A 26976-nucleotide genomic window follows, 5' to 3' on the forward strand; every position below is an offset into this window, starting at 1 on the left:
CCTTGGATAAAGGTATAGAATCAAGTAAGCTCCGACCATGTCGCAGTGTGCAGCATGGCATAGGTTAACGGGACCCAGAGCGAAGCATCCTCCAGCTTAAATTGGCAACTCCCGATCACAGCTTTGCCACGCCAGGAACGCACAAAGACAATCTGATAATAGGGAGAGGGGGAAACTAGAAAAATAGCTTCATAGCAGCCAATGATGGTATCTTGAATAGAAAGAGCCTTTTCATCCACAAGCTTCATACTTGGTTGTGCGCGACTCGTTTGCTCAATCAGCTGTTGTTGATAGATTTCTATTTGCGTAGGGTCAAGTGCTTGCCCGCTTTGGTGCAGACCGAACAGGATTCCCCCCAGCTTGTCCTGAACAACGAAGCTTTTCGACGAAGCTACCGTCTGTCCTGCTCGAACTTCTGGAATAAGAGAGTCAGGCAGAGAAATGGTGAGTTGATTTTCAAAGACAGGAAGGGTTTGAAACCGAATTTCCTGTCCATCTGCCAGCGTTAGTGAGCCTTTCGAAATTCCCTTCATCGCTTCTTCAATAGATATCATCATCCAGCTTTCATCGTTTTCTGCTGTACTTAATTGCTCTTTCAATATTTGTTGGTGATGCAGTTTTAAAAAAAATTCATCCCAATGCTCCGTCAAGGTTGAACCTCCTTATAAGAGTTCTAGCTTTTGTAGCTGAAAACCACTCAAGCTCCGCCGCAGCAAGCTTTCAGCCGCTTCCAAGCTAACGATGAAATAAGGTTCTCTCACGTTGGAAAGTCGGAAAAAATGGTGTCCATTCACCTTTTGACTATCCAGCACAAGTCGTTTTAGGGTTTGGTCGTGCGGATAAAATTCAGTCTGCTCTGAAATGCCATCCACAGAGGGAATGGATAAAATCCAATATAATTCCTGACGGCTAGGTTCCCGGTTCACGATATACACCTGCTTAAAACGAGCTTGTGTATTGTATAATTCTAGAATTTGTTTCATAGGATCGGAAAATAGTGGTTGGGAGGTTGAAAACGGGAGCCAGTCCGTATACTCGGCATCTTCTGTCGCATGAATATCTAAAACCTGAGCTGGAGGCATACCAACGAATGGCGTTTTAAAAAGGTCTAAATTCATCGGTTCCATGTTTCGGGATACACGATGATCATCGACCAGCACATAATAATGGCGCATACATATTCCTCCTTATTCCGCCCACATAATGGATTGACACTGTGCTTCGCTTAGTTTCCAATGCTGTTGGTACCTTCGCGGGACAAGGGTTCCTTGCATCGAAGCCCCCTCAAAATACGCATGTTCAAACGAATGTACATTCGTAAAATCGGCCCCATCCAGGATGGAGTGTTCAAAATGAAGGCCACATAACCCCGGAACCCGAACTCCATGTTCCCGATAAGGCTGTCCGCTGGCACCGCAGAAATGGACACCCTTTAGATTGCTATATCTAAAATCTGCGTCGGTCAGTAAACATCCCTGAAAGCTAGCTCCTTCTATATTTGCTCGTTGCCAGCTGCTCCCGATTAATATACAGGTATGGAACTGGCTTTCCCGTAAGTCACTAAGGCTAAAATCGTTATAACGCAAATCTTTTTGCATCAGCTGAAGATGGGGAAGAGAGAGCCGCTTTAGGTTTTCGTAAACAAAGGGTTCTTCTTCACTGGAGTGAATCAATTGCTCTCTCACATGATCTGCAAGAAGTGCTTCCTGATCTTCGACGTATAGATTCTCGCTGATATCCATGTATTCGCCCGTTCGGATGACTACACGATCAGCTTTATGAATAGCGAGATACTCAGGCATTTGAACCACTTCTGCCATGCCTAAGCGCAGGAGGGAGTTCACAAACTGGTGAAACAAAGGAGCGGATTCCAACATCAATCGTTCAACGTCCACTGAAGTGATCGTCCCCATATATATTTTTCGTTCCTGCTCCAAGGCTTCCAACATGGTACTCATCGGTCCATAAGCCCATGATGCGTCATAGGTTAACTTGCAATCGGAATCATCTTCGTACCATTCAGCAGAATAAGCTTCGACCATATACAGGTAGGATTGCTCTAGCATCTGAGTGCGTAAGAACGAATAGTGAATATATCCAATGGGTTCTTTTTGACCTTGTTGCTGCATGTTCAAAATGTGTATACACAAATCCCTGAACGATTCTTTGAAGTCGGAGATCAATTGAGCTTGGTAGCGGTGAAATATGGCTTCCAGCCTGTCCAACTGAATGTCCAGCAAAGGTGTAAAATGATGCTCTTTAAAATGGTGTAATGCCGCTTGTTTATTCATCTGCTAGTTCTCACCTTCCGTTAGTTCATCTTAATTTCCGTGCCGGAGAAGGTGGTTTTGTCATCCAACGTGATCGTGTTGCCTTTACCAGACAGCTCAATTTTTCCGGCGGAAAGCTGGATGTTACCGGAACTCATTACAATATCTGAAGCCGCGCTAATACTCACATTTTTTCCGCTTACAATATCAATGCCCGTTTTATCGTTAATGACAATGGACATGCCATTGCCAGAAATAACGATTTGATCTGGGGCGAGCATGATTTCTTTGCCGTATTTGGTTCGCAGCGTCTTAATGGCAGGATCAGCCATTCGATCTGGCGCAGGAGCTGCCGCAGACAGTGCCGAAGAAGACTTTGTTCCAGCAGACGAAGCAGAAGCTGTGGCATGTCCAGGAGTAGTAGATTTTCCCCCGGAAGGTTGTGGTTCTCTTTTAACTGAGCTGATCGCATATCCCTCTTCTTCCTTATAACTGGGAAAATAGATGCGGATGCTGTCTCCATCTTCAGGCATGCAATACCAGCCCGTGTTATCCGCAGAGGCATAAATGGTAGAGTAGGGAAACCAGTAATCCGTGTTTGGATCTTGCTGATCGTCCATATCGAGCTGGGCGCGTACTTTGTCTCGGCGAACGCTCAGTACCTTGCCCTGAATGGAAGCGCCGATAATGGAACGATTGTAGTCTTTAATCGGACGTAAGCCGCTTCGTGGTGACAGCTTGGCGTTATGGGTCAGTACCCCGTCCTTCATCTCTGTTAGCACCTCAGCTACAATCAACTTATGACCTCGAAAGGTCACTTCGTAGCCAGGTTCCAATAATTTCTCCGTCTCGACCTCATATTGGATAAAATCCGCATCACGCACGCCAGGGATATGGTTCTCTGAGGCGGTTTGAAAATCCGCGACCCGTTTGGTGACTTTATAATTGGTAGATTGTATTTCGCCCTTGCTGAGTCCCATAGGTAGACCAAAATAAAACTTGGGAACTCCATAGCCCACTGCAGGAATGAGCGGAGAGTAAAAGTGGGAAGCCATCCGTTTCAGAAATTGCCAATCGGTTTCATCATATTGCATGATAAAGGTGCCGATGGGCTTCTTATGGGACACAACATCCATCGCTTCTGCTTTGGAATAGTCCGATACAATACTTTCAATCAGTCCTGTATAGGTGAGGTTAGGATTCTGGAAAGAGCGTTGATGGCGCTTAATATCTAACTCGTAGGTATGAGATATGGCTTCGACGGTCAGGTAATGGACCCCGTGGACGACTTTTTCCTCCACATCCAAGGCAATGCCTCGAAAAAGGGGTTGTCGATTGCCATTTTTGTCTGTAACAAAAGCTTTGACTTGGGTTTCTTCGTCAGAAGCACGTACATACAGCTCTCGCTTTTTCTCTGAGATGATGCCTGTACAGATCATTCGGGCATGGTCATTGACTGTTTTCAAGATTTTAAGTTCATGAAGGCGGACGAACTCATAAGGCATGATTTCGATATGACCGTATGTCACGATATTTTCCATAGGTGTCTCCTTCTGTAGTTGTGTTTAAAAAGAGGAATTATAAATCCAGCATATGTATTTATCGGTTAAAAGAGAGAGTTAGTTTACAGAATGACCCATTCATTATGGTATTTGCTATGTGTAAATCTGGAATTAGAAGATATGAGAGGGAAGTATAAGATGGAAAAAAGCATATAATAGGTGGTAAGAAGAGTACAAAGAGTTATCTATAAAAGATCAGCTTTTAATGAGAGAGGAGGGTTTAGGTTATGCCAAAAAACGATAATATGCTGGCCATTCTATGGATGCTGAATTCGGGTGTAAAAATGACGGCAAAACAAATATCCGAAAAGTTAGAAATAAATATAAGGACAGTTTATCGGTATATTGATGCACTATGCGCCAGTGGAGTGCCTATCATATCCGACACGGGTCATCATGGCGGGTATAGCCTGCTGAATAATTTTATTAGAGCACCCTTACTATTTGATATGGAGGAAAAAAAGGCACTCCTTCATGCTGCTGTTTTTGCAAAAGAAGCTGGATCTCCTTTAAGTGAGGCATTAAGCAGTGCGACCTCAAAATTGAAAATGTATTCGAATCAAGAGCAAGAAAGTATACTTAGCCGTCATTTAGCCGGATTTGAAGTGATAAATCGCATAGGAGATCCTTCTCTTCAGCCGATATTGGCAGAATTGGAGCAGGCTGTAGCCAACCAATTCTCTGTCGAAATGGATTATCGCACGAGCCATGAAGAACAACCCAAGAATAGGGTGATAGACCCCTATGGAATGGTTTACTGGAACAACAAATGGTATACTGTTGCATTTTGTCACCTAAGAAATGAGATCCGTAGCTTTCGGGCAGAACGGATTTTACAGATCAAACGCACTCCAAGCCTATTTAAGCGTCCTGAGGCTTTTTCAGCTCGTGAATTTTTCATGCAAAATCTGTTACCTGATTTAGTGGGCAAGGACGGTTTAATTTCTTTAATGATCGAAGGCAGGTCAGAGGCATTGGATGACTTATGTCTACATTGGTTTTTGGGGCATCATCTGAAAGAGCGAACCGCTAACCAAGCCATCTTTTTGCTTGAGGAAAAATCACTTCATACATATGTCCCTCATTTACTCCTACCCTACGGGAAATCCATTCAGATCATCGAACCACAGAGCTTGAAGGAAAAACTTGTTGCGGTTGCGTCGGAGTTAATGGAATATTATCAACGTTAGAAGCTTCACTGACAGCAGATGTCAGTGAAGCTTTTTTATAATGAGAATAATCACGGGTTACCGAGGATTGGTATCACTTGATAAATTATAAAATAGGGAGAACCTGTGAATGAATAGTACGGTATATCTTTATGTATTTGACACCATGGCAGACTGGGAAATCGGTTACTTAACTGCCGAACTGAACTCAGGAAGATATTATAAAAAAGGGCTGGGCCCATCCAAAATAGTTACCGTGGGAATGGAAAAGACTCCTGTCACTACCATGGGCGGATTGACAATCCTGCCTGACATCAAACTGGATGAGTGCAGCATTAAGAGCACAGATGCATTGATTTTACCCGGTGGAAATACATGGACAGAAACCATTCACCAACCGATCTTAAAAATGGTTGAGAGGTGTTTAGAGGAAGGTATATGGGTTGCAGCGATTTGTGGCGCTACTATCGGACTTGCCCAGGCAGGATTGCTGAATTCACGTTCACATACAAGCAATGATCTGGAATACCTCCAAATGACCTGTCCCACCTACACGGGCGAAAAGTATTACAAAATGGAGTCTGCTGTAACGGATGGAAAACTAATCACTGCATCTGGAACAGCTCCGTTGGAATTCACCGTACACGTTTTGAAAGCTCTGGGTGTGTTTTCTTCTAAAACATTAGAAGCCTGGTATAGTCTAAATAAGACTCGTGCATCCAAACATTACTATGAGTTGATGGATTCAATCCAATAAAGGTATGAGCATTATATTGAACTGTTAAGATCATTTAAAGGAGGAGTTAAAATGACTGAAAGCAGAGAATATGTGGGAGTGTCAGGTAAATATACAAGTAAGGGTATACCCAACGGCTTTACATCTATTACCCCGTTTATAACCGTGAAGAATCCTTCGGAAGCGATAGAGTTTTATAAAACAGTTTTCAATGCGAGGGTTAAGGACATTACTGAATATCCTGATGAGAATGGCAATACAATCATTGTTCATGCGGAATTAGATTTTGGAAATGGTTTTTTGCAGCTGGGAGCAGCGAATCCGACATATCAATTGGTTTTGCCGCCAGATGGAGATAATGCGTGTTATTCTTTCGGAATTTACGTTATGAATGTGGATCAGATCATTGAAAAGGCAGTAGCAAGAGGAGCGAAAGTAAGGGAACCCGTTACAAACTTTGTTTCAGGGGATCGATTCGCAAGTATATTGGATCCTTGTGGAGTAAGATGGTCTATTATGACCAGGATTGAGGATTTGTCAGAAGAAGAAAGCAGTCGTAGGGTTGCTGAATGGGCCAAAAGCTTTAGTGGAGAATAAATGCATGCGATCACTTTTTGGTAAAACGTATTAATCAGCACATTACATGCTGCTTTTTGCGCCATCGTCACGCGACCTTACAAGAGTGTTAGGCAATTGTCATCTAGATCAATGGTACCAACCTAGCTGCTCCTCTATACTAATCCATTGATAGGATTATTTGTTAAGGGGGAGTTGGCGTGAGGATTTTTGAAATGCTGCTATTCTTTTCAAGTGCTTGTTTGTTGGCACTCCTGTTCATTACCAATCAACGTATCCGAAGATCAGCTTTGCTCCTGACAAGCGGAGCAAGCTCCATTTTTTTAGTAATACATTTGCTTGTCGAAGGATATAGGATTCAGCTTTTATTTTTATACGGATTTACGATCCTGATACTTTCGCTTTCGCTTATAAACGTTTTCATAACGCCGAAAGTCGTTCGGACTGCCTCGCGAATCCGTAGGGTGCTGGGCCGCCTTTTTATCGTGATTGGGCTAATCGCAACAGGGTGCTTCCTCTATGTGTTTCCCGTATTCAACTTTCCGGCGCCAACCGGCGAGTTGAAGGTAGGCACGCAAATCTTTCATTTCATCGATCCAAGCCGGGAGGAGACATTTGGCAAAACTGAGACAGGCAAGAGGGAATTGATGGTTCAGGTCTGGTATCCGACTCAAGCTAGCATTGGCAAGTACGCTCCCTTTATTCCCGATACCGAGATTTTACGTTATATGGCCGCCAACTATGGCCTTCCCGGGTTTACGTTTCAACATCTGAAGTACGTATCCAGTCATGCTTATTCGGGAGCCGAAGTCTCTTCGGCACAGACTTCATACCCGCTGATCCTTGGGAATCCCGGCAACGGCTCGTCCAGGTTCCTCCACACGTCGCAAGCTGAAAATCTCGCGAGTCACGGATATATCGTGGCAGTGATCGACCACACCTACAATACATTTGCAACCGAGTTTCCGGACGGTCGAATCACGACCAGCACAACCGATGACTTGTTCTCACCCGACCATGATTACCGGACAGAAAGCGGAAATCGTGACAAGTTGGGAAAAGTTTTAACCGGTGATGTGGCGTTTACGCTGGACCAATTCGAGCTCATCCAATCGGGGCAGGTTCCAAGTCATCTAAAAGGGAAGATTGATCTCGGTCATGTCGGGGTGTTCGGCCATTCCATCGGCGGAGCGACGGCCTATGACGCTTCTTACGATCCGCGAATCGCGGTTGGAATAGACTTTGATGGAGGGCTTTATCGACTGCGTGACAGAGAGGGTCTGCGAAAGCCGTTTTTGTTTATCAACTCGGAAAGCTATTTCGAAAAATTAAAAATGGTGATGGATAACCGGATCTACACGGATGCAGAGCTTAACCGTATGGGATCAACAAGAGAGTGGGAGGATCAAGTAACGGAAGATAAAAAGTTGGAGCTTCAACGGATGCGCGAAACGGTCGACGAAGGGGGACAAGTCCTCTATATCGAAAATACGGAGCATTTGAATTTTACCGACGTACAGTTCATTTCTCCGATTTTTAAAATGCTGGGCATTACAGGACAGATTGCACCCGAAAGAGCGAATTCCGTTATCAATGCCTACATGCTGGATTTCTTTGATATGTATCTGAAAAATCAAGGCGGAATCTTAATGAAAGGACCGGATAGCCGCTTTCCAGAGGTGAAGTTCGTAACCTCGCTATTATAAATTACGGAACAGGCTGCCGATTTTGACATGCTCCCCTTCAAGTAGACAGGTTTAATAAATAAACCGCTACTTGAAGGGGAGTTTTCCTTTGTCTAAGAAGAACGAATACAATACGATTGAGAAACTAGCCATCATACACATAAAATTTTAAAAATATATTTTGACCTGCTTCAAAGAGTGACCAAAGAGGGGCGGCGTGCCCCTCTTACTTGCGTGATGTTGAGCATTTTTATTTATTTACAGAAAGTGTAGCATTTCATTTCATAATTTTTCATCACAAAAAGGCTTTTGTCTCATTCAATGAGCGTGCTATATTCGATAAAAGCTGAATTGTATTCCTGATTTCATGTTCCGTAGTATCTGGGTGAATTGCACAGATTCGGAGAACCGTTTTTCCATTAAGTTGTGTCGTAAGCACCGAAGCGTATCCATTGGTCACCATTTCTTGGGAAATCCTTTTATTGAGCGAATCTAATTCTTGCTCAGATAATCCAGTTGGTGCATATCGAAAATTAACAATCGCTAACTGTGCGGGGGATACAATTTCCCAATGATTATGTTTTTTGATTTCATCTTCAGCCCATTCTGCGAGTTGAACACCATGCTCTATGGCTTCACTGACAGCATTAGTTCCTAAAGCTTGCAGTGTCACCCATAGTTTCAAACTTCGAGCAGGCCGCGTTAATTCAGGGCCCAGATCCCAAAAATTAATATGTTCTTCATTAGTCTCAGCATCTTTCAAATATTCTGGATGTGTGCTGAAGCAGTCTCTGAGCTGTTGATTTTCTTTGGCTAAAACTACGCTACAGGAATAGGTCTGCATTAACCATTTATGTGCATCCCAGGTAATGCTATCTGAACGCGATATTCCGCTCAAAAGGGACTTATATTTCGAAGAAGCCAAAATTGACGCACCGTAAGCTCCATCCACGTGTAACCAAATATTATGTTTTTCACATAAGTCAGCAATTTCGTTTAACGGGTCAATGCTTCCCGTATTGGTTGTGCCTGCCGTGGCAATGATGGCAAAAGGCTTCATGCCAGCCGTCTGATCCTCTATTACTTTTTTTTCTAAGGCTGAAACATCCATACGAAAATTTTTATCACTTGGAATCTTTCTGATCTGATCACTACGGAATCCGAGGATGCGTAGCCCTTTGGCGACCGATGAATGAGTTTGGTCTGAAACATAAGCAGTTCCAATGGCATATTCCTGCTCGGATAACTTTGCATTGCGTGCAGCTGCCAAAGCGGTCAAATTTGACAACGATCCGCCGGACAGAAATAAGCCTCCAGCCGTATCGGGATATCCTGCTTGGTCACACATCCACCGGATTACTTCCCCCTCTAGAAGGCTTGCGGTCGAACTCAGCATCCAGCTTCCGGCGTGGGTATTATAAGCGCTGGTCATGATATCTCCTAACCACGAGTAAAGAGACATTGGACTAGGAACCAATGCGAAAAAGCGAGGGTGTTGCATAAACGTTTGATAAGGATAGACGTTTTTCCTCATTTCATTAACAACTTCTTTTATCGGTCTTCCTTTTTTGGGAAAACCAATTCCCCTTAAATGAGCTATGGTATCCTCATCTGCAGTGTTGATTACTTTTTGAGATCGGATATTGTTATTTTCTGCCATGTATGAATGTATGAACTGCTCAATAATTTCACCTAATTGCTGATTTGGTTCTTGATTCATCATAAGCATCTCCATCTCCTTTGTTTAACTTCAACCAAAGTATAATATAACATCTGTTGTCATATTGTGATATTCACCGATTTCATCATTTTGTTTGTTTTTAGGCTCTTCGCTATTACGCAAAGTAATTCTCAAAGGCAAAGAGGGCTATTCAAAATCCCCGTTCAGTGCAAATGCTGGAAATGTGATGTTGGGAATGAGATAGTGCTCCAGCTCAAGGCTGGTAAGCAGCTATATAGTGCTGTGTTGCTTGGATGGTAACGACGAGTAATTTTACAAGACAGCTAAGGAAACGGGGGAGCTTGTAATATAGGAGGGGGGAGGGGGAAACCTTAGTTATCTGAAAATAATTAAAAAAAGAGAATAAATGTATAGTACTTGTAAATAAAGTGCTCGAAACGCTTTGCCAGATGTTGCAACTGAGCTACTTGAATATTTAAATAATGACTCCAATTAGAGCTCCAAATTCTTTAGGATTTTTATATCCAATGATTCAACTGGGAGAAAAAAATACTGGTGGCCCCTAAAGATGTGTTAGGAGCCACCAGTACAAACTATTTTACGATATTGTTACATAATGAGAGCCAGCTATACTTTTACTATATATACACAACATCTTAACTTCGATGGGGAATTATTGCCCTATTTGTTCTAAGATTTGTGTGTAAGCATTCCTATAATGATCGGGGTTAGGATCTTCTCCTATTATTTTGGGTACGTGAAAGTCAGACAGCAGGAAATGGTGTTTGGGTTGAACTTCATGTCTTGCTAAGCAACTCTTGCAACAGGACAAGGGGCAGCCGTCAATTGCAATGATGTCACGTCCCGATTTTGCTGTTCTGACAAGTGGTTTGACATCACCACCAACACCAGCTATGCAGGACATTTCAGCGACTTTTTCTCGATCCATTTGTATAGCGATCATGTTAGCGGTTTGTGCTGCGGAGGAACATCCAGAACAAGAATAGACAAGAGGTAAATCCGTTCTTTTCATCTTTGTACACTTCCTTGTTTTTTTCTTTGTGGTCCATCACGGTATCTTTGGTTTTAGGTAAAATAAATTTTAAATTGTTTGTATTTTAACTTAAATTTACAGTCTAAACCGTGATCGTGATCACGACAATATCTTTGTGAAATCTGTTATAGGGCTAACTGTATGTATATATAAATCAGCTAGATCTTTAGAAAAAAAGCTTATCCCAACTCATAGATTAAAGTTGGAATAAGCTTTTGAAAGTTTAATGTTTAGGTACACTTAAACTAATCAAGATGAAATTATAGAAAATTAATAGATCATTGTTAAATGAATTTAGGGGCTAGAGAAACTATAGGCTAATACGATCAATGTGCTAACGAATATTTGTGGGTTGTATGATGAGAAGGATCAATCGAATCCCATCTTTAACTCCTTCCATATAGAGGGACTGTTTGTCCTGACTTAGCTGATAGCCTATGGCTTCTTCCCATTCGGATAGCAGACATTGGATATCCTCGTTTTGGTTGGTTTTGAATTGATTCATTTGAGTGGATAGATTGTTGCCTCAGATGAACATGAAGCTTGTTGTTCACTGGCGAGTTCTAATTGATAAAATCTCTGGCGTAATGCTTCCAGAAACCAATCTGGCCAGTTTAACATCGCATATTTCCCTCCCGTGGTTGAAGTGTGTGTATGTTAATTCTGATGGGGAGGGATGGCAAGTCATTGTTTTACGTGAAAAACAAGGCTCATTGTAGCAGAATAGCGTCTTTTGAGGTATATATTAACAAATTATAAAAAACTACAAGGATGGTCATGTGTTATATGTTATTAGTTTAAATATTTAGTCCAATCGACATTAACGAGCCCTATTAAAAAAAGAATCCCCCCGAATGGTATGAAAAACCAATCAGTGATATTGTTAATTTTGGTTTTACTTAGAACAGAAATATACGCAATATTGTTTTAATTATTCATCCATCTCCCAACGAAAATATGCAGATAGGTTTTTGTATGCCTTATTAATATCATTATCTGTGCACTTATTTATAATACGATTTAATGTTGCTTCAAGTATGTTTTCATTAAAGTCTCTTGCTATAAAATGACCATGCCCGATAATAATATCATTTTGACCTGCCATCCTATCTAACCTTTTAGGACTTATTAGTTCAAATGAAAACATGTCTGATGCTCCATTTATTTCAACAGGTCCGATATCTACATTATAAGTAATATAAAAGTCGTCTATATCTTCCCCCCAATCCTCATACATCTTTGTTAAGGCCTTTATTATAAGCATTTAATTATCCTCCTATTCTAGAATATCAATATGAACATTTCTTATCTGCTTTGATGCCCATGTCTTATTATAGTCGTTATAATTTCGTTCTGTCCTAATCATAGTGTTTTCTTGGAAGTTTGCTCTTACCATATTTTCTCCTGGCTTAAATTGAATTCTAAAAGCTCTCATTCCATCTGCACTTTTAAAACCTATAATTTCACCTGTTGTTTTATCAATAATACTTTCAGCCTTCTCACCTACCCATGCTTTACCAGCGCTCATTGCCTCTGAACGAGTAGAACTTCCAAGGGTGGATAATCCTTTTGGTGATTGTTTAACTCCAAGAATAATTTGCGAATCCGTTAAGTCATCCACATATCCAGCGTGCCACCATTTAGGTTTTGAAGGTACAGTTTCTGGTGTATTCTTAAAAGGTTCGGATGCATTTTTTGTGGTGATGCTCTTCTGATCTATTCGCTGTTGGATTCTCCTCACATTTTCTCTTGCGAGCCTAGCGTTCTCAAGTGCCCCTTCTTTACTCATTTTGGAGAATTCATTTTTAAGGGCTCTACCTTCACCACCTCGACCGTCAAGTGGCACTGGCTCTGCAAATATGTTTGCATGGCTCATCCATCGTTGTTCTTCCGGTGTGATGCCCTCTTGATTAGATAGAATCAAAAAATCTCCTTGATAGTTTTGTTTCCAGTCATCGTAGTATTTAAAATCTGGATTTCCATTCGCTGTACGAACCACCCCGTCCTCAGCACGGTAGCTTCCTAGCGGAATTTCAGGTCTGCGATTTTCTAATGAAGACCAATAGACATAATCTCTTTGAATTTTCTCATATTCTTCATCTGTAAGCTCTGGTGGTGCAGCTTCTTTTTTCGCTTTAAGGGCTTTAGCTCTAGCTTCTTTTTCTGCTTTAAGAGCAGCTTCAGCCCTAGCTTTTTCTTGTTCTTTATATTCCCTCAGCATTCTATCTTTAACACTTTTAGGTACCTGTTGATAGGCATGAACCATGGTTTTCGATGTTGTCAGCAAGTTTTGGATCAGCTCTAATCGGCTGCCGGAATGTACTATTTGACGTGCGCTTGTATACACTTTCCCCAGAATCCATTTGCTATAGTAGGCATGTCTCGCTTGCTCATGTTCATACTGAGTAATTAACCCTTGTAATGCTAGACCAGCCAAGTGTTTCAACGGATGAATGCCGTTCCCCTTACTACCTCCAACGGAAGGGGTTCCTTTGCTCCGAACAGGGATCGCTGCGGTTGCTCTCAGAATCACCCCTCCTGCAGGTCCACTTAGCGCTCCTGCAACAACGCCAACCACTTTTCCCATCACTGGAATGGAGCCTAATAGCTTGGACACCGTACCCATCAAGGCATTTGCCTGTTGATGCTCTGCTGGACTGGTGACTTTTGCTTTAGGGGTAGAGGCTTGGTTGCTAGATGAATCCCTAGCTGCTGATTGAGCTGCTTCATAGGCTTTGATACTCATCAATGGCGGTTCTGGAACAGGAGGGAGGTCAGCTACGAAAACAGGTGCCTTCACCGTACCTTCCTGATAAATCACTGGAGCCTTGGTATCCGTCTCACCGTCCAGTACCATACTGCTGGCTCCGCCCTTCAGATACAGCGCCGTTCCAGCTTCGAGCGAAAGCTCCTGCCCAGCATCAAGCTTGACGTGACCACCCTGAATCTGCACATTCCCGGGACTGTCAATCGTAATGCCGCTACTTTCATGCAGTGTAATGGAAAATTCACCGGGGGTGGATAGGGTCAGCTTGTGCTCAGACATTTCGACGGAGCTACCTTGCACATGTTGCCATACCTTCACATTCGGCTGATCATTTATGTAGCGTTGTTGTCGCACTGAATCCGTGACATAGGCATCTTGTTCGCGGTGTGTAGGCAGATACAGTTCCACCTGTTCCCCAACCTCAGGCATATCGTACCAGCCACTATGTTCTTCCGCGACATAACGGGTGGCGATGGGAAACCAGCACGCTTTGGCAGGATCTTGCTTCGGGTCAATGTCCAGTTGAAGCTGTACAAAATCCTGCTGTACCTTGAGCACCGTTCCTGTCAGCGAAATTCCAGTAGCCTGATCGTTTTCATAACGGGCATAGCGGATATCTTGTTCGGCTTGAAGATCATAACGGGTGTGCAGTAAGCCATCTGCTAAGGTTGTCATGGATCGAACCACGACCAGTTCTTTGCCTTGTCCAATAGGTAACGTGATAAGGTCGCCTAGTGCATAGTATTGCAGGCTTTCGATCATATAGGTGATATATGAGCCAGCACGTTCTCCCAGCTTTTCCGCATCCAGCTCATGAAATGTTTTCCGTACTCGATAAAATACGTCCCGCTCCACCTTATGTTGCTTGCCCTCAGGCATTCCGAAGAAAACCTTGGGCGAAGCTGCGGTTACCTCTGGCACAAGGACGGAACCAAAGCGAGAAGCAAGACGTTTTAAAAATGCCCAATCCGTCTCCTCATATTGTAAAACAAATGTCTCCAATTTGGCATGGTTGCTTAACGTATCAATGGCATCTCCGTACTGATATTTTCGAACCAGCGCAGTGACCAGACCATCATAGGTGCGGTGAATATCTTGATAGGAGCGCCTTTTACGCTTAATATCCATCTGGTATGAATGGGAAGCAGCCCCCAGTTCAAACGTATATACGCCTCGCACACAATGTACGGACATACGCGTGACAATCCCATGGAACAGCCTTCTCAGCGATTGTCCCTGATCATTCAACTGACGAATCGCAATCGGCTCTTGCTCTATATTATGACCGATACAAGCTGCTCCCTGTTCTTCGGAGAGCATGCCACTGATATGTAAATAGGCATGATCGTTAATTGTACGTGTTATTTGAAGTTGTTCGATGTGTAGGGGCTGAAAGGGACCATAAAAGCGTAGGCTTTCATAGCCAATCCCATCTGATAATACGCTCAAGTGAGTTCATAACTCCTTTCTATATGTGATGGGTATTTCCAAGTAAAGCACGTCATCTTGCATTCACTTCTGATTAAAGAAGCAGCAGATGAGTACAACAGTGAGTCCATATAGATATGTATAACAAGGTTTGTACGCTATAAAGGGACGAGAGGTGATATTTAATAAACAACCCAGCATATGTATTTATCGGTTAAAAGAAAGATTTAGTTTACAGAATGACCCATTGGTTGGGGGATTTACTATGTTTATTTTTGGAAGTAGGAGGATGAGAGGGAAGTGTAACATGAGTTAATATAGGAATATGGTAATACGCAAGTGCCGAGATCGGATACCATTTTTGAACGTAAGGATTTGGAGTTGAACAAAATAAGGTTATTCCCTTCTGTGACGTGCAATCAACTTGCTGTGGTTCAATTATTTTAATAAAACAGATGCAGGGAAGGTCAACGTATGCCAATGATGTATGTATTTGCGGGGAATAATGGAAGCGATAAAAGTACGATTGAGAACCTGGTTGTTGACCGACTGGGAATTAGCGTAAATATTGATCCTGATGCCCTGCCCAGAGGAACCGAAGAGACTTTCTGAGATGGATATTGTGAACAGACCTGAATTCTCGGAATGGGAGGATAAGCATCATTACAAGCAAGCATTGGAGAATGAAGCTTTGTACTGGCAGGGCATGAAGGACGGAGCACAGTTTGTATATGTTGTATTAGAGATGATGCTTCATGATGAAAAAGAGAAAGAAGAATAGCCAATGGAGATTAGATGGTTATAGAGAACATTAAAAAAGATGCTGGGCACCTACCAACCTGGTCATACCCCTGTCAAGTAGACAGGGTATGACCAGGTTGGTAGGTGTTTTAATTTGTCTTACGTTATGGGACACAGGCTCAGGCTTTTTAGTTCAATTCGCCTTGATTGACTATGCTTGCAACTTACCCGCACGAATATCATCTGTCATGCCCGCGTAAGGTGCCTGGGCAATCAACTTCTCGTTGTTCACACCTGCATTTTCAATGAAAGTAATATATGCGAATTCAGGAACTACATGCTTCGGATAAGTCTCATACTTTTCACGCGATTCTTCCATTAGAGGGATGAAATCATTTTGATAGCGTACTTTAATCTCTGGATGCTCATGCACCCATTTCGGAAAGAAAATAATACCATGCATGGTCAATGAAATGGCTGGATGGGTTCAGTATCGGAGAAGCTTCGCCGAAAGAATCATAAACTTTAAGTCGGTATAAGTCGATTAAATAATTAAGGGCTTATATATACACAAATTTCTATATTAGAACATATCTAGCAGTGAACTTAAGCCCAGGCGTAGAAGCCGTATCTAAAAATAGAATTCATTCCAGGAGGTAAGCTATGAATAAGAGAACAGGCTTTAGATTTTTAGTTGTAATTATGATGATTTATGTATTTACTTTTAATCTGGGTGTGGAAACTGTAAAGGCAAATTCCGTATATTATGTTTCTACAACGGGGAATGACATCACTGGGACCGGTACACTATCAAATCCATGGAAAACCATACAAAAGGCAGCAGATACCATGAAAGCCGGAGATACCTGCATCATACGAGGTGGTACATACCGGGAAACAGTAACACTTCATACTTCCGGAACTTCTGCAAAACCCATAAACTTTGAGGCTTATACAGGAGAGAACGTAACGGTATCCGGTGCCGATCCGGTTACTGGCTGGAAAAATTACTCCGGATCCATCTATTATGCGGAAATGACGGGTTCCCTTGGAACAAAAAATCAGATATTTGTTAATAAGCAAATGCAATTTGAAGCTAGATGGCCCAATTCACCAACACTTGATCCCTTAAATTCAAAATATGCAACAGTTGATTCCGGTTCCACTACAACCATCAAGGATGGAAACTTAACTCAGGCACCTGGATACTGGGTTGGCAAAACGGTTTGGAGTGTTCCGGGAACAGGCTACAAATCTTATAAAAGTACCATTACCAGCTCAAGTGACGGCTCCATTACCTTTGATCAAATAGATACTGCAGCGACAGGCGGTAACAGCTATTATATTACTGGTAATCTTGAAGATCTTGACAGTGCGGGAGAATGGTATTATGACAGCATTACTGGCAGACTTTATTTATGGGCACCTGGTGGAGTTGATCCGAATACTTTGACAGTAGAAGCAAAGAAGCGGACTTATGCATTTGATTTAAGTTCCCGCTCTTACATAAATATTACCGGAATTAATATCTTTGCCTCCAGCATTAAAATGTCTAATTCTAATTACTGTAGAGTTTCTAATATGATTGCGGAATATGTCAGTCATGATTCGGATGTTACCAGACAATACAGTACAGGGATATTTATGTCCGGTACCAATAATGAGCTTAGAGACAGTACTTTGACCTACAGTTCCGGTAATCTGGTGAGTATAGAGGGAACAGGAAATAAGGTAATTAATAATCTTATTCATGAAGCAAATTATTCGGCAGCGGATATTCCGGCAATCTATCTATTGGGGGCAAACCATCTAATCAGTCATAATACGGTATATAACGCTGGGCGTCATCTGATATTTATGCCTACCCAAAACAGCCAGATACAATATAATAATCTGTACAATGCAGGAAAGCTGACAAAAGACTGCGGAATACTCTATGAATTTGCCTGGGATGGGCAAGGGACGGTAATTCATCATAATTACATCCATGATAATCTGGCAAAGAATTATTCCGGCACTGGTATCTATCTGGATAACGGTAGCAAGGGCTATACTGTGCATCATAATGTTGTATGGGGAAACTATACAGGGATAAGATTGAATACACCCAGTAATTTTAACCTGATTTATAACAATACCACCTACAGTAACGGAAATGTAGGATATTGGGGAAGTAATTTTCAGTCGGATATGTACGGCGACAGAATTTTCAACAATATCTTTACTACAGCCTTTACACTGCCTGGTACTCATATAGAGGGAAATAATATTACCTCAGAAACCAATCCGTTATTTGTGAATCCCACAGCATATGATTTCAGGTTGCAGTCTACTTCTCCAGCTATTAATGCAGGGGTTGTAATATCTGGAATCACGAATGATTATGTTGGTGCGGCACCGGATATTGGAGCATATGAGTTCGGTGGAACTGACTGGACTGCCGGGCATGATTTTTCTTCACCTCCGGACCCGGTTTTTGAGAGTGTCAGCCTACTTTATGTTAATAACGTAAGGCAATCTGATTTCGAGAAAGGGATAATCTCACCATGGGCAGCAACATATTCAGATACTGCTGCAAGTGTATCGGTACCAAGAAGCGGCTCTAAGGGTGTTAGATTGGGACCCGGAGAAGATGGTATCGAGCAGGTACTTACGGGGCTAAGTCCTAATACCAGCTATATGTGTACCGCCTGGGTTAAGGCAGACATAGGCGAGCGGATTCAGATTGGCGTTAATGGCTTTGAAGGAATGGATGCATCCGCAACATCTGACAGTACATCCTGGACAATGGTAAACATTCCTTTTACAACCGGAGCAGGCGCCACCAGGGCAACAGTGTATGCTTACAAGAATCCTGGTACAGCATATGTTTATGTGGATGATTTTGGGGTAGTTGAGCAATAAATTATTTTACTGGTTTTATGTTTGACAGGATTGTCAGAAAGTCAGAAAAACCAAGACTGCCTTGGGGCAGATGGATCAGGAGGGACACTTTCAGTAGAAAATAAAAAAAGAAAGACATAAAGACTCTGATCTAAAAAATAATAGATTTTCCGCCAAGGGGCGATCAGGCCTTAGGGTCATCATTTTTGTACACTCAAGGCATGTAGAGTGCGTGGTAGTATTATATCGAGATGAGTGGCTAGACCATAACATTACATGTTGACATTAAGAAATAATGCTTGATAGTTTAATGGGTAATAAATCAATTGCTCTTGAAGTATTGTTGTAGGGTTTGAGGAACATTTAATGTCTGGTAAAAAAGTTTGGAACAGAGGGGAAACTCCCCACGTCTCTATACTGAAACCCGCTCATTGAGCGGGTTTTTGTTTTTAATCACTTTTATTGTAGACCAAATGTAGACATGAAATATTTAAGACATTGAGTTAAGTGAGAGCTTTTAGTTGTAGAATTTTGCTACGTTAGTACAACTGCTGTAATCCTTCGAGAAACCAATCTGGCCAATTGGCGTGGGATTTTACCCTTCCGCGATTTAAGTGTGTATGTTAACTCTGATAGGAGGATGGAAAGTCATAGTTATTTATAGTGTTAAAAATGGAGATACGTTTTATAATTTCTTATATAGGCATAAGAAAAGCCATGGTGCAAGACATAATCTTATCAGTTAAACGAGATTATCCAGTAGATATTAAAACAAAGCTTCCTTGGTCCTGGCAAAACTAAAAGGCTCAGTCCAACGGAATATTACTATTTTCGTTCATTCTTCGTTTGTAATGTTCTTCCGGCAGCTAGTATGTACTGCAAAGGGTCACTTATTTTAAGATACGACAGACTTTGAGACACGTGACCTTCCTGATTAACTTTTAGACGTTTTCGATCTGGGATATCTACAGACGCGAAATCTGCATCCATTTCCATCGTTTGATTAAAGAAGCCAATGATGTGCAAATCTTCTTTCCCTTCACTAATCGTAGAGCCTGTCCCATTTAACCCACTCACCGTGATACTCCCTCTGGTTTCGCTTGCTGAGTTTTTCTCTTCCACAAGTTTGAAATTTTGAATACTCAGTGCAGAAGGATTGTCAACAATGGATCTTCCTCGATCCAGTTCTATTACTCTTTGAAAAATCTTGCTTTGGTCAAAAGCTGGATCTTTTACAATCACTTTGTTGTTCATATACTCAAACGGGATATTCATACTTCTCAGCAATACCCCAAGCGGAATGACAAAGGCATCCTGAATCACTTCGGGCTGAGTGTCCATCTGTGCTGAGGTATCGTTCAGTTTATATGTTTTTGCTCCCTTTTGAAACACAATTTCGTTTGACCTCCACCTGATTTTTGCTTCCTGAAGTTTACCGTTGTAATCAACTTTTGCGCCAAGAAGATCGGTAACGGAACGAAGCGGAACCATGAGACGTTTTTCTTCATTAACGTAGGGACCAATCGGTGTGCAGTACAAAACGTCATAATCATTCACTTTGAGCAAAGAGGTTCCAAATATAGCACTCACAAAAACCACAAGAGATAATACGGCCGTTCTATAAAAATATTTTCGTTTCATTTTTCAACCTCCGTGAATTGAGATAGGTTGTGTTAGGTCGCATGTTTGCTTCGGAGCAGTGATAGTTTGTCCTTCTTTAGTTTTAAATAAATTTTCTCCAACTTGCTCTGCATTAGACCACTGCTCCAATAATTCGGACTTGTTTGCAAGAATCTCTCCATCATCTCGAATGTATACGACTTTAAAATTCCATGACAGTCAAACGCTTGCTGGAGCTTGTACCATCTATTCCTGATAAGTACCTCAAACGCGCTCTATTATAATGTATTCGCACTAAATTTATGAATAAGAATAGACCCTACATAATTGCGCAGGAATTGTCGGATGGATACATTCAACTACTGTTATTCTATTGATGAAGGAGGTCATATAGTGAATTTGCTTAAGAGCATGAATGAAGCGATAAGGTATATTGAAGAGAACCTGATTAACGAAATTGATTTTAAAGAGGTAGCAAGGTTGGCTTACTGCTCTGAATTTCATTTTAAAAGAATGTTTTCTTTTCTTGCAGGTGTTACGTTATCAGAATACATCCGCCGCAGACGCCTCACTCTTGCAGCATTCGAGCTTAAAGATAACAAACTAAAGGTTATTGATATCGCGATTAAATACGGGTACAATTCACCAGATTCTTTTACAAGAGCTTTTCAAAATTTACATGGATTAACGCCGTCTGAAGCCAGAATTAATGGCCGTTCACTTAAAGCATATCCACGAATGACCTTCCAGTTATCCATTAAAGGGGGAAGTGAAATGAACTATCGAATTGAAGAAAAAGGGGCATTTTGCATCGTTGGTATCAAGAAAAGAGTTCCCATTATTTTCAACGGAGTCAATCCAGAGATTGCTGCGATGTGGGAAAGTTTAGAGAGTGAAACGATCAATAATCTTAAAAGTATTTCTAATGTCGAGCCTATGGGGTTGCTTAGCGCATCCACAAACTTTTCTGAAGGTAGAATGGAGGAAAAAGGGGAGCTTGATCACTATATTGGCGTTGCAACAACAAAGGAGTGTCCAGATAACCTAACACAACTTGAAGTTGCAGCCTCAACATGGGCAGTATTTGAAGCAATCGGATCATTTCCTGATACTTTACAAGATGTGTGGGGGCGTATTTATTCCGAATGGTTCCCATCCTCAAACTATGAACAAATAGAAGGTCCGGAAATCTTGTGGAATGAGAGTAAAGATATAACCTCACCGACTTTCAAAAGTGAAATATGGATACCCATCTTGAAAAAGTAAAATAATGCGTGTGATCATGAGGTATTTCTTGAGCTGTTTCGGCAGCTCTTTTTACAATTGAGCTCATTTTGTGAAGAAGGTATTTCTTTTAAGGTACAGCCATTTGGCGTGAAAGAAAGGATAATTTATTTCACGAGACTAATGATTTGAATAGAAATAATATCTACTTATTTAGTTGTACTTTTAAAACTTCTAAGTTTGATATAATCCTTATCTTGGAATGTCAAAGAGTCTTATTTTATCTTGCACACTAAATTGTCATAATAACCTTATCTATTATTCTCTCATTGTTACGTATCTACGTACCACATCCGTTATCATCCTTTGCTACACTTTGAATAAAAAGGAGATGATAACTTGGATACCCTACCTAAGATACTAAAGAGCATGGAACATACAAACTCATCTGAAAATACGGCTAAAGAATACGAGAGCTTGGTACAGCAAGAAGATGAACACATAGAGAGACTTAAAACCTGCACAAAGCTCATTTGGGATGCGCTAGCTATCATTTCTCAAAAGGCAAGCGTACTGCACATGGAAACCGTCAAAGAAGCAGCAGAGCATCTTCATATCATGGAACTAGATTTACGAAGAGAACTGTTTAAAGTTCGCTTGAAAAAAAGTATTTTGGCAAACAAAATGAAGCAAACCCAAGCATAGCAGCGGAGGGGACGGAATTGTTCTGAAGAAGCGGAGCGTTCGCCTTTGAACCCGGATTTTAACCGCTAAAATATAATCAAAAAAATCTGAGGGCAACAGCGATCGGAAGAATGATCCGTCCACGTAGCGTCCTTAGTTGCACGTACTGGCTCAATTCACCCAGTAATCAAGCAACTCAAGCTAACCCGACATGACCCTTCACGGTCTGATCGGGTTTTCTCATTTCAATCCCTTCATCCCCGCGCATAAATCTTCACTCTCCCCGCAATCACCCTACGCCCAGATAGTTACACCCACTCCCGACATCATGTATAGTAAAGTTATGGGAAATAAGCATGAACCCGCATATGTTCTTGATCGCTTAAACGTACAATATGAAACATGGCAAAAAAGAGGAGGAACGTGATGATACATCCAACACAGATTCAGGATATGCTGCAAGCCGCGCTGGAGACGGGCGGAGATTTTGCAGAGGTGTTCGTCGAGGACCGCACCAATGGACAATTGGGCATGACTGGGGGCGTCGTGGATACGGCGCTGTCGGGCCGGGATTTTGGGATTGGCATTCGGATCATGAAGGAGCATTTCTCGGTGTATGCCTACACCAGTGATATGAGCGAACAGAGCCTGATCAGACTGGCCAAATCGGCTGCCAAGGCTATTCGTGGAGGTGGAGCACCAGGTGCACACACGATTACACTCCATCCTCATGCCATCCCTAACCAACATCCGATTGCGATCATACCTGATGGTTCACAGAAACGTGCCAAGATTGACATGATGAGACGGGCGCATGAGGCGGCAAGCCAATATAATCCTTCCATCACGCAAACCTCTGTTGGGATCAGCAACTCGATCCAGAACATCTTAATCGCCAATAGCAACGGGCTGCTGGTGGAGGATACCCGTACGTATACACGCATGAGAATAAGCGCGATTGCGACTGATGGGGAGCATAGACAATCCGGGTTCCGTGGACCGGGAGCGTATGCTGGGACTGAATTCCTGGAGAACCTGAACATCGAAGAAAATGCCAGACACGCCGCTCGCATTGCGTCCACGATGGTCAAAGCAGGATATGCGCCTAGCGGCAGGCTGCCTGTTGTAATTGAGAATGGCTTCGGCGGCGTCCTTTTTCACGAGGCGTGTGGACACGGGCTGGAATCTACGGCGGTGGCGCATGGAACTTCCGTGTTTGCCAATAAAATCGGGCAGCAGGTGGCTTCACCGCTCGTCACAGCTATAGATGATGGAACGATTCCAAATGCATGGGGCTCGCTCAATATCGATGATGAAGGAGCGCCGACACAGCGCAACGTACTGATCGAGAACGGTATTTTAAAAGGATATCTAATCGACCGCATGGGCTCGCGCCAGATGGGTGTACCTGCGACGGGATCAGGACGAAGACAATCCTATAAATTCGCGCCTGCATCCCGTATGAACAATACGTTCATTGCGAATGGCGCGTCTACCCGTGAAGAGATCATTGCCAATACGGAGTACGGGATCTATGCCAAATCGCTGGGCGGTGGTTCGGTGAATACCTCGACGAGCGAGTTTAATTTTGCAGTGGAAGAGGCGTACATGATTCGCAACGGTAAAATTGGCGAGCCGGTCAAAGGCGCGACGTTGATCGGCAAAGGGATTGAAACCCTGCAAAATATTGATATGGTCGGCAACAATCTGGATCATGGTCAGGGGATGTGCGGCTCGGTCAGTGGAAGTCTTCCGGTCAACTGCGGACAACCGACGATTCGTGTATCCGAAATGACCGTCGGCGGACGAAAGGGGGAATAGGCGATGAATATTCAGCAATTTCAGGAAGCGTTGTTCGCCAAAGGTCGGGAAATGGGCTATGCGGATATGGAAATCTACTATGTAAATGGACGTTCTACCTCCGTAAAGGTGCTAAAGGGAGAGATTGACCAATATACCATCGTTGAGAATGGCGGACTTTCCTTCCGTGGTGTTATTAACGGGAAAATGGGCTATGCCTCTACGGAGAAGCTGGAACCGGATGTGATCGACTTTTTATTGGAAGAAGCACGCAGTAACGCGGACATATTGGAGAGCGAGGAGCAGGATGAGCTGTTTGAAGGCTCTGAGAGCTATCCTGAGCAGCCTGCCTATGCCGTAGCGTTGGCTGACACAGTTCCTGAAATTCTGATCGAAGCGGCGCTGGAAATGGAACGTACAGCGCTTGCCGCAGATCCACGTATCGTGATGGCTCGGCATTGCTCGGTCAGCATTCGTGAAAATGAGGTCCTGATTGTGAATACTAAAGGACTGAACTGTCATCGTCGCAAAAGTCTGGCGACCGCTTATGTGTATGTGATTGCAGCCGACCATGGCGAAACCGTTACCGGGGGCTGGCATGATTATTCGCTGCGGAGCGTGGAAGAGATCGATATTGTAGATGTGGCGCATAAAGCTGTGAAAGAGGCTGTTTCCAAGCTGGGGGCGCACACGATCCAATCGGATAACTATCCGGTCATTTTTCGTCATGATGCAGCAGCGCAATTGCTGGCTGCGTATACGTCGGTATTTTCAGCAGAATCGGTGGATAAAGGCTTTTCACGCTTGGCTGGGAAGCTGGGTCAGAAGGTGGCAAGCGAACATATCACGCTGATTGATGATCCGCTAATGAAAAACGTTCCGGCAGGCAGCACGTTTGATGCGGAAGGCAGTGCGACACGCCGCAACGAGATCATTAAGGATGGCGAACTGCGGACGTATTTCCATAACCGCAAGACGGCCCGCAAGGCTGGGGTACAGAGTACCTCTCATGCTTCCAAAGGCAGCTATAACGGTAAAATTGGGGTGTCGTATCATAATCTGTACGTGGCTCCAGGCACGTGTACATTGGAGGACATGATTCGCAAGACGGATCGTGGGCTGATGATCGTCGAGCTGCAAGGGCTGCATGCGGGTACCAATACGGCGTCCGGTAATTTTTCGCTGGCTTGTCTGGGATACTGGATTGAGCAGGGGCAGGTGGTCAGAGCGGTCAATCAGATTACCGTATCAGGCAACTTCTTTGACGTCCTACAGCAGGTAGAGGAAGTTGGCAACGATTTGCGTTTTACGGGAAGCTGCACATCTCCTTCGCTCAAGTTGGCTGCACTTTCGATTTCAGGCTCCTAATGACTGGAGTAGCCTGCTTTTTTTCACACTTACGGCCTGTTCCTGACGTTCTGATTGTCTAGCAATGACAGATGCTTGACGCATCGGGGTATGGTAAAGTAGGAGAAAGTCTTTAAAATATGAAAAAAAGGCTTGGTTACAGCACCGCGACAGGGTATTATAGACAATAATATATTCGAAAAAAGGTTCGAATTGAATTTTTATTGGGGGATGTATATGAGATATATAAGCACTAGAGGTCGCGTAGAAGCCAAGGGATTTATTGATACTGTGCTCATGGGGTTAGCTGACGATGGAGGACTAATGGTGCCGGAGCAGATTCCGACCGTGTCGGCAGCTACGCTGGAGCAGTGGGCTACATTGAGCTACAGAGAGCTGCTGCTGGAAGTTTTTGCGCTGTATATCAATGATGAGATTCCTCGTGAGGATTTGGAGCAGCTGGTGAAGCGCAGTTATGCAAGCTTCCGTCATCCGGAAGTTACGCCAGTGAAGAAGATCAACGATTCCCTGTCTATTTTGGAGCTGTTCCATGGGCCTACGTTCGCGTTCAAGGATGTGGCGCTGCAATTTATGGGTGAATTTTATTCCTACGTGTCCAAAAAGCAGAATGAGATCATTCATATTTTGGGTGCAACCTCGGGCGATACGGGAGCAGCAGCCATTCAAGGCGTGCGTGGCAAGGAAGGCATCAAAATCTGTATTTTGCATCCGCATCAAAAGGTGAGCAAGGTACAAGAGCTGCAAATGACGACAGTAGACGATGAGAACGTGCTGAATCTATCAGTAAAAGGGAACTTTGACGATTGTCAAAAAGTAATTAAGGACCTGTTTGCAGATCTGGACTTCAAAGCCAAACATCATCTGCGGGCGATTAATTCGATTAACTTTGTGCGTATTTTGGCGCAGACCGTTTATTACTTCTATGCTTATTTCCGGGCGCAGGAGTCTGCGGGTACGAAGAAGATCAATGTCAGCGTGCCATCCGGCAACTTTGGCAATATCTTTTCCGGCTTTCTTGCGAAGAAAATGGGTCTGCCCATCCACAAGCTGATCATTGCCACGAACGAAAATAACATTTTGGAGCGCTTCGTGAAGACTGGCGAATACCAGCCGGGCGATTTCAAAAGCACATACAGTCCTTCCATGGACATTCAGGTGGCAAGTAATTTCGAAAGATACCTGTACTACTTCCTCGGAGAGGATGCAGCCAAGGTATCTGAATACATGAATAACCTCAAAACAGAGGGACGGATTGTGATCGGTGCAGAGGATTTGAAACGTGTCCAGCAGGATTTTGAAGCGCTGGGTGCTTCGAATGAGCAGTGTCTGGAGCTGATCAAAAAGTACAAAGCTGAATACGATTATTTGCTTGATCCGCATACGGCTTGCGGTATTGCCGCGTATGAGGCGTATAATGGCGCGGACGAAGTCTGTGTGACCTTTGCGACAGCACATCCGGCCAAATTCGATGAGGCGATCCGTCTGGTGGACATTAAGCAAGAGTTCCCGGCGCAAATTGAACAATTGTTCTCCAAGCCGCAACACCAGCAGGTGGTAGAGCATGACGAGGCCGAAATTGTGCGTCAGCTTGAAGCCTTTTATGTGTAACAGAATATTTCCGTAATGGTGAGTTGTTACCTTCTTACGGATGGGAAAGAGGCTGCGTCCTGGGCGCTAGCCTCCTTTTTTATATCCATATTTTCCAGATATGATGTATGTTTTAGTTTC

The 26976-nt window shown here is 43.0% G+C and carries 21 protein-coding genes and 1 pseudogene; 12 read left to right on the top strand and 10 right to left on the bottom strand.

Annotated features, from left to right (window positions below; genetic code table 11):
- Positions 1-20: 20 nt before the first annotated feature.
- The 4 genes from MMB75_RS00865 to MMB75_RS00880 are packed head-to-tail and all read right to left on the bottom strand — an operon-like array spanning position 21 to position 3811.
- Entirely contained in the window at positions 21-650 is a 630-nt protein-coding gene (locus MMB75_RS00865) for a hypothetical protein (RefSeq protein WP_044787572.1), read from the bottom strand.
- 12 nt (positions 651-662) lie between these two features.
- The gene (locus tag MMB75_RS00870) at positions 663-1175 is read right to left on the bottom strand and encodes an imm11 family protein (RefSeq protein ID WP_044787571.1); all 513 of its coding nucleotides are present in this window, start codon (positions 1173-1175) and stop codon (positions 663-665) included.
- 12 nt (positions 1176-1187) lie between these two features.
- Complete coding sequence (locus MMB75_RS00875; RefSeq protein ID WP_045244279.1) at positions 1188-2291, bottom strand: pentapeptide repeat-containing protein; 1104 nt, start codon at positions 2289-2291, stop codon at positions 1188-1190.
- Between the two features lie 20 nt (positions 2292-2311).
- Complete coding sequence (locus tag MMB75_RS00880; protein ID WP_031461992.1) at positions 2312-3811, bottom strand: hypothetical protein; 1500 nt, start codon at positions 3809-3811, stop codon at positions 2312-2314.
- Positions 3812-4059: 248 nt separating this feature from the next.
- Here MMB75_RS00880 and MMB75_RS00885 point away from each other — a divergent pair, with 248 nt between their 5' ends.
- From MMB75_RS00885 to MMB75_RS00900, 4 genes are all read left to right on the top strand, one after another.
- Entirely contained in the window at positions 4060-5022 is a 963-nt protein-coding gene (locus tag MMB75_RS00885; protein ID WP_019688238.1) for a helix-turn-helix transcriptional regulator, read from the top strand.
- 109 nt (positions 5023-5131) lie between these two features.
- Complete coding sequence (locus tag MMB75_RS00890; protein WP_045244280.1) at positions 5132-5758, top strand: type 1 glutamine amidotransferase family protein; 627 nt, start codon at positions 5132-5134, stop codon at positions 5756-5758.
- Between the two features lie 51 nt (positions 5759-5809).
- Positions 5810-6334 carry a VOC family protein gene (locus MMB75_RS00895; RefSeq protein ID WP_016821881.1) on the top strand — a complete coding sequence of 175 codons (525 nt, stop codon included), beginning with the start codon at positions 5810-5812 and terminating at the stop codon, positions 6332-6334.
- A 179-nt stretch (positions 6335-6513) separates the two neighbouring features.
- Complete coding sequence (locus MMB75_RS00900; RefSeq protein ID WP_045244281.1) at positions 6514-8019, top strand: alpha/beta hydrolase family protein; 1506 nt, start codon at positions 6514-6516, stop codon at positions 8017-8019.
- Between the two features lie 274 nt (positions 8020-8293).
- Here the strand turns inward: MMB75_RS00900 and MMB75_RS00905 are convergent, their stop codons facing one another.
- From MMB75_RS00905 to MMB75_RS00920, 4 genes are all read right to left on the bottom strand, one after another.
- Positions 8294-9721, bottom strand: coding sequence for a pyridoxal phosphate-dependent decarboxylase family protein (locus MMB75_RS00905; protein WP_045244588.1), 1428 nt, complete (start codon positions 9719-9721; stop codon positions 8294-8296).
- 631 nt (positions 9722-10352) lie between these two features.
- Positions 10353-10712, bottom strand: a complete 360-nt coding sequence (locus tag MMB75_RS00910) for a putative zinc-binding protein (protein WP_016821878.1) — start codon at positions 10710-10712, stop codon at positions 10353-10355.
- A 952-nt stretch (positions 10713-11664) separates the two neighbouring features.
- The gene (locus MMB75_RS00915; protein WP_045244282.1) at positions 11665-11997 is read right to left on the bottom strand and encodes an Imm8 family immunity protein; all 333 of its coding nucleotides are present in this window, start codon (positions 11995-11997) and stop codon (positions 11665-11667) included.
- 12 nt (positions 11998-12009) lie between these two features.
- A complete protein-coding gene (locus MMB75_RS00920; protein WP_277506737.1) occupies positions 12010-14949 on the bottom strand; it encodes a contractile injection system protein, VgrG/Pvc8 family in 2940 nt (979 codons plus the stop codon).
- Positions 14950-15402: 453 nt separating this feature from the next.
- On the opposite strand from MMB75_RS00920, the gene MMB75_RS00925 reads away from it, so the two are divergent.
- A complete protein-coding gene (locus tag MMB75_RS00925; RefSeq protein WP_155399769.1) occupies positions 15403-15540 on the top strand; it encodes a hypothetical protein in 138 nt (45 codons plus the stop codon).
- A 1-nt stretch (position 15541) separates the two neighbouring features.
- Positions 15542-15709 (top strand): hypothetical protein, encoded by a 168-nt coding sequence (locus MMB75_RS00930; RefSeq protein WP_017426816.1) that lies wholly within the window; start codon positions 15542-15544, stop codon positions 15707-15709.
- 171 nt (positions 15710-15880) lie between these two features.
- Here MMB75_RS00930 and MMB75_RS00935 read toward each other — a convergent pair.
- Positions 15881-16132, bottom strand: a pseudogene (locus MMB75_RS00935) (phenolic acid decarboxylase); the annotation flags it as partial.
- A gap of 200 nt (positions 16133-16332) precedes the next feature.
- Here MMB75_RS00935 and MMB75_RS00940 point away from each other — a divergent pair.
- Positions 16333-18573, top strand: a complete 2241-nt coding sequence (locus MMB75_RS00940; protein WP_045244284.1) for a carbohydrate binding domain-containing protein — start codon at positions 16333-16335, stop codon at positions 18571-18573.
- A gap of 804 nt (positions 18574-19377) precedes the next feature.
- On the opposite strand, the gene MMB75_RS00945 is transcribed toward MMB75_RS00940, so the two are convergent.
- Positions 19378-20193: a copper amine oxidase N-terminal domain-containing protein gene (locus MMB75_RS00945; protein ID WP_045244285.1), complete on the bottom strand. Its 816-nt coding sequence runs from the start codon at positions 20191-20193 to the stop codon at positions 19378-19380.
- A gap of 372 nt (positions 20194-20565) precedes the next feature.
- Between MMB75_RS00945 and MMB75_RS00950 the strand changes: the two genes are divergently transcribed.
- The 5 genes from MMB75_RS00950 (at position 20566) to thrC (ending at position 26856) form a co-directional block, all read left to right on the top strand.
- Entirely contained in the window at positions 20566-21438 is an 873-nt protein-coding gene (locus MMB75_RS00950; RefSeq protein WP_045244286.1) for an AraC family transcriptional regulator, read from the top strand.
- A gap of 357 nt (positions 21439-21795) precedes the next feature.
- Entirely contained in the window at positions 21796-22101 is a 306-nt protein-coding gene (locus MMB75_RS00955; protein WP_230681864.1) for a hypothetical protein, read from the top strand.
- Positions 22102-22506: 405 nt separating this feature from the next.
- Complete coding sequence (locus tag MMB75_RS00960) at positions 22507-23901, top strand: TldD/PmbA family protein (RefSeq protein ID WP_045244287.1); 1395 nt, start codon at positions 22507-22509, stop codon at positions 23899-23901.
- A gap of 3 nt (positions 23902-23904) precedes the next feature.
- Positions 23905-25248, top strand: a complete 1344-nt coding sequence (locus MMB75_RS00965; RefSeq protein WP_045244288.1) for a TldD/PmbA family protein — start codon at positions 23905-23907, stop codon at positions 25246-25248.
- 216 nt (positions 25249-25464) lie between these two features.
- Complete coding sequence (gene thrC, locus MMB75_RS00970; RefSeq protein WP_045244289.1) at positions 25465-26856, top strand: threonine synthase; 1392 nt, start codon at positions 25465-25467, stop codon at positions 26854-26856.
- Positions 26857-26976: the final 120 nt, after the last annotated feature.

It is taken from the genome of Paenibacillus sp. P2(2022) (genome assembly GCF_029522175.1).
GTDB classification, from domain to species: domain Bacteria; phylum Bacillota; class Bacilli; order Paenibacillales; family Paenibacillaceae; genus Paenibacillus; species Paenibacillus polymyxa.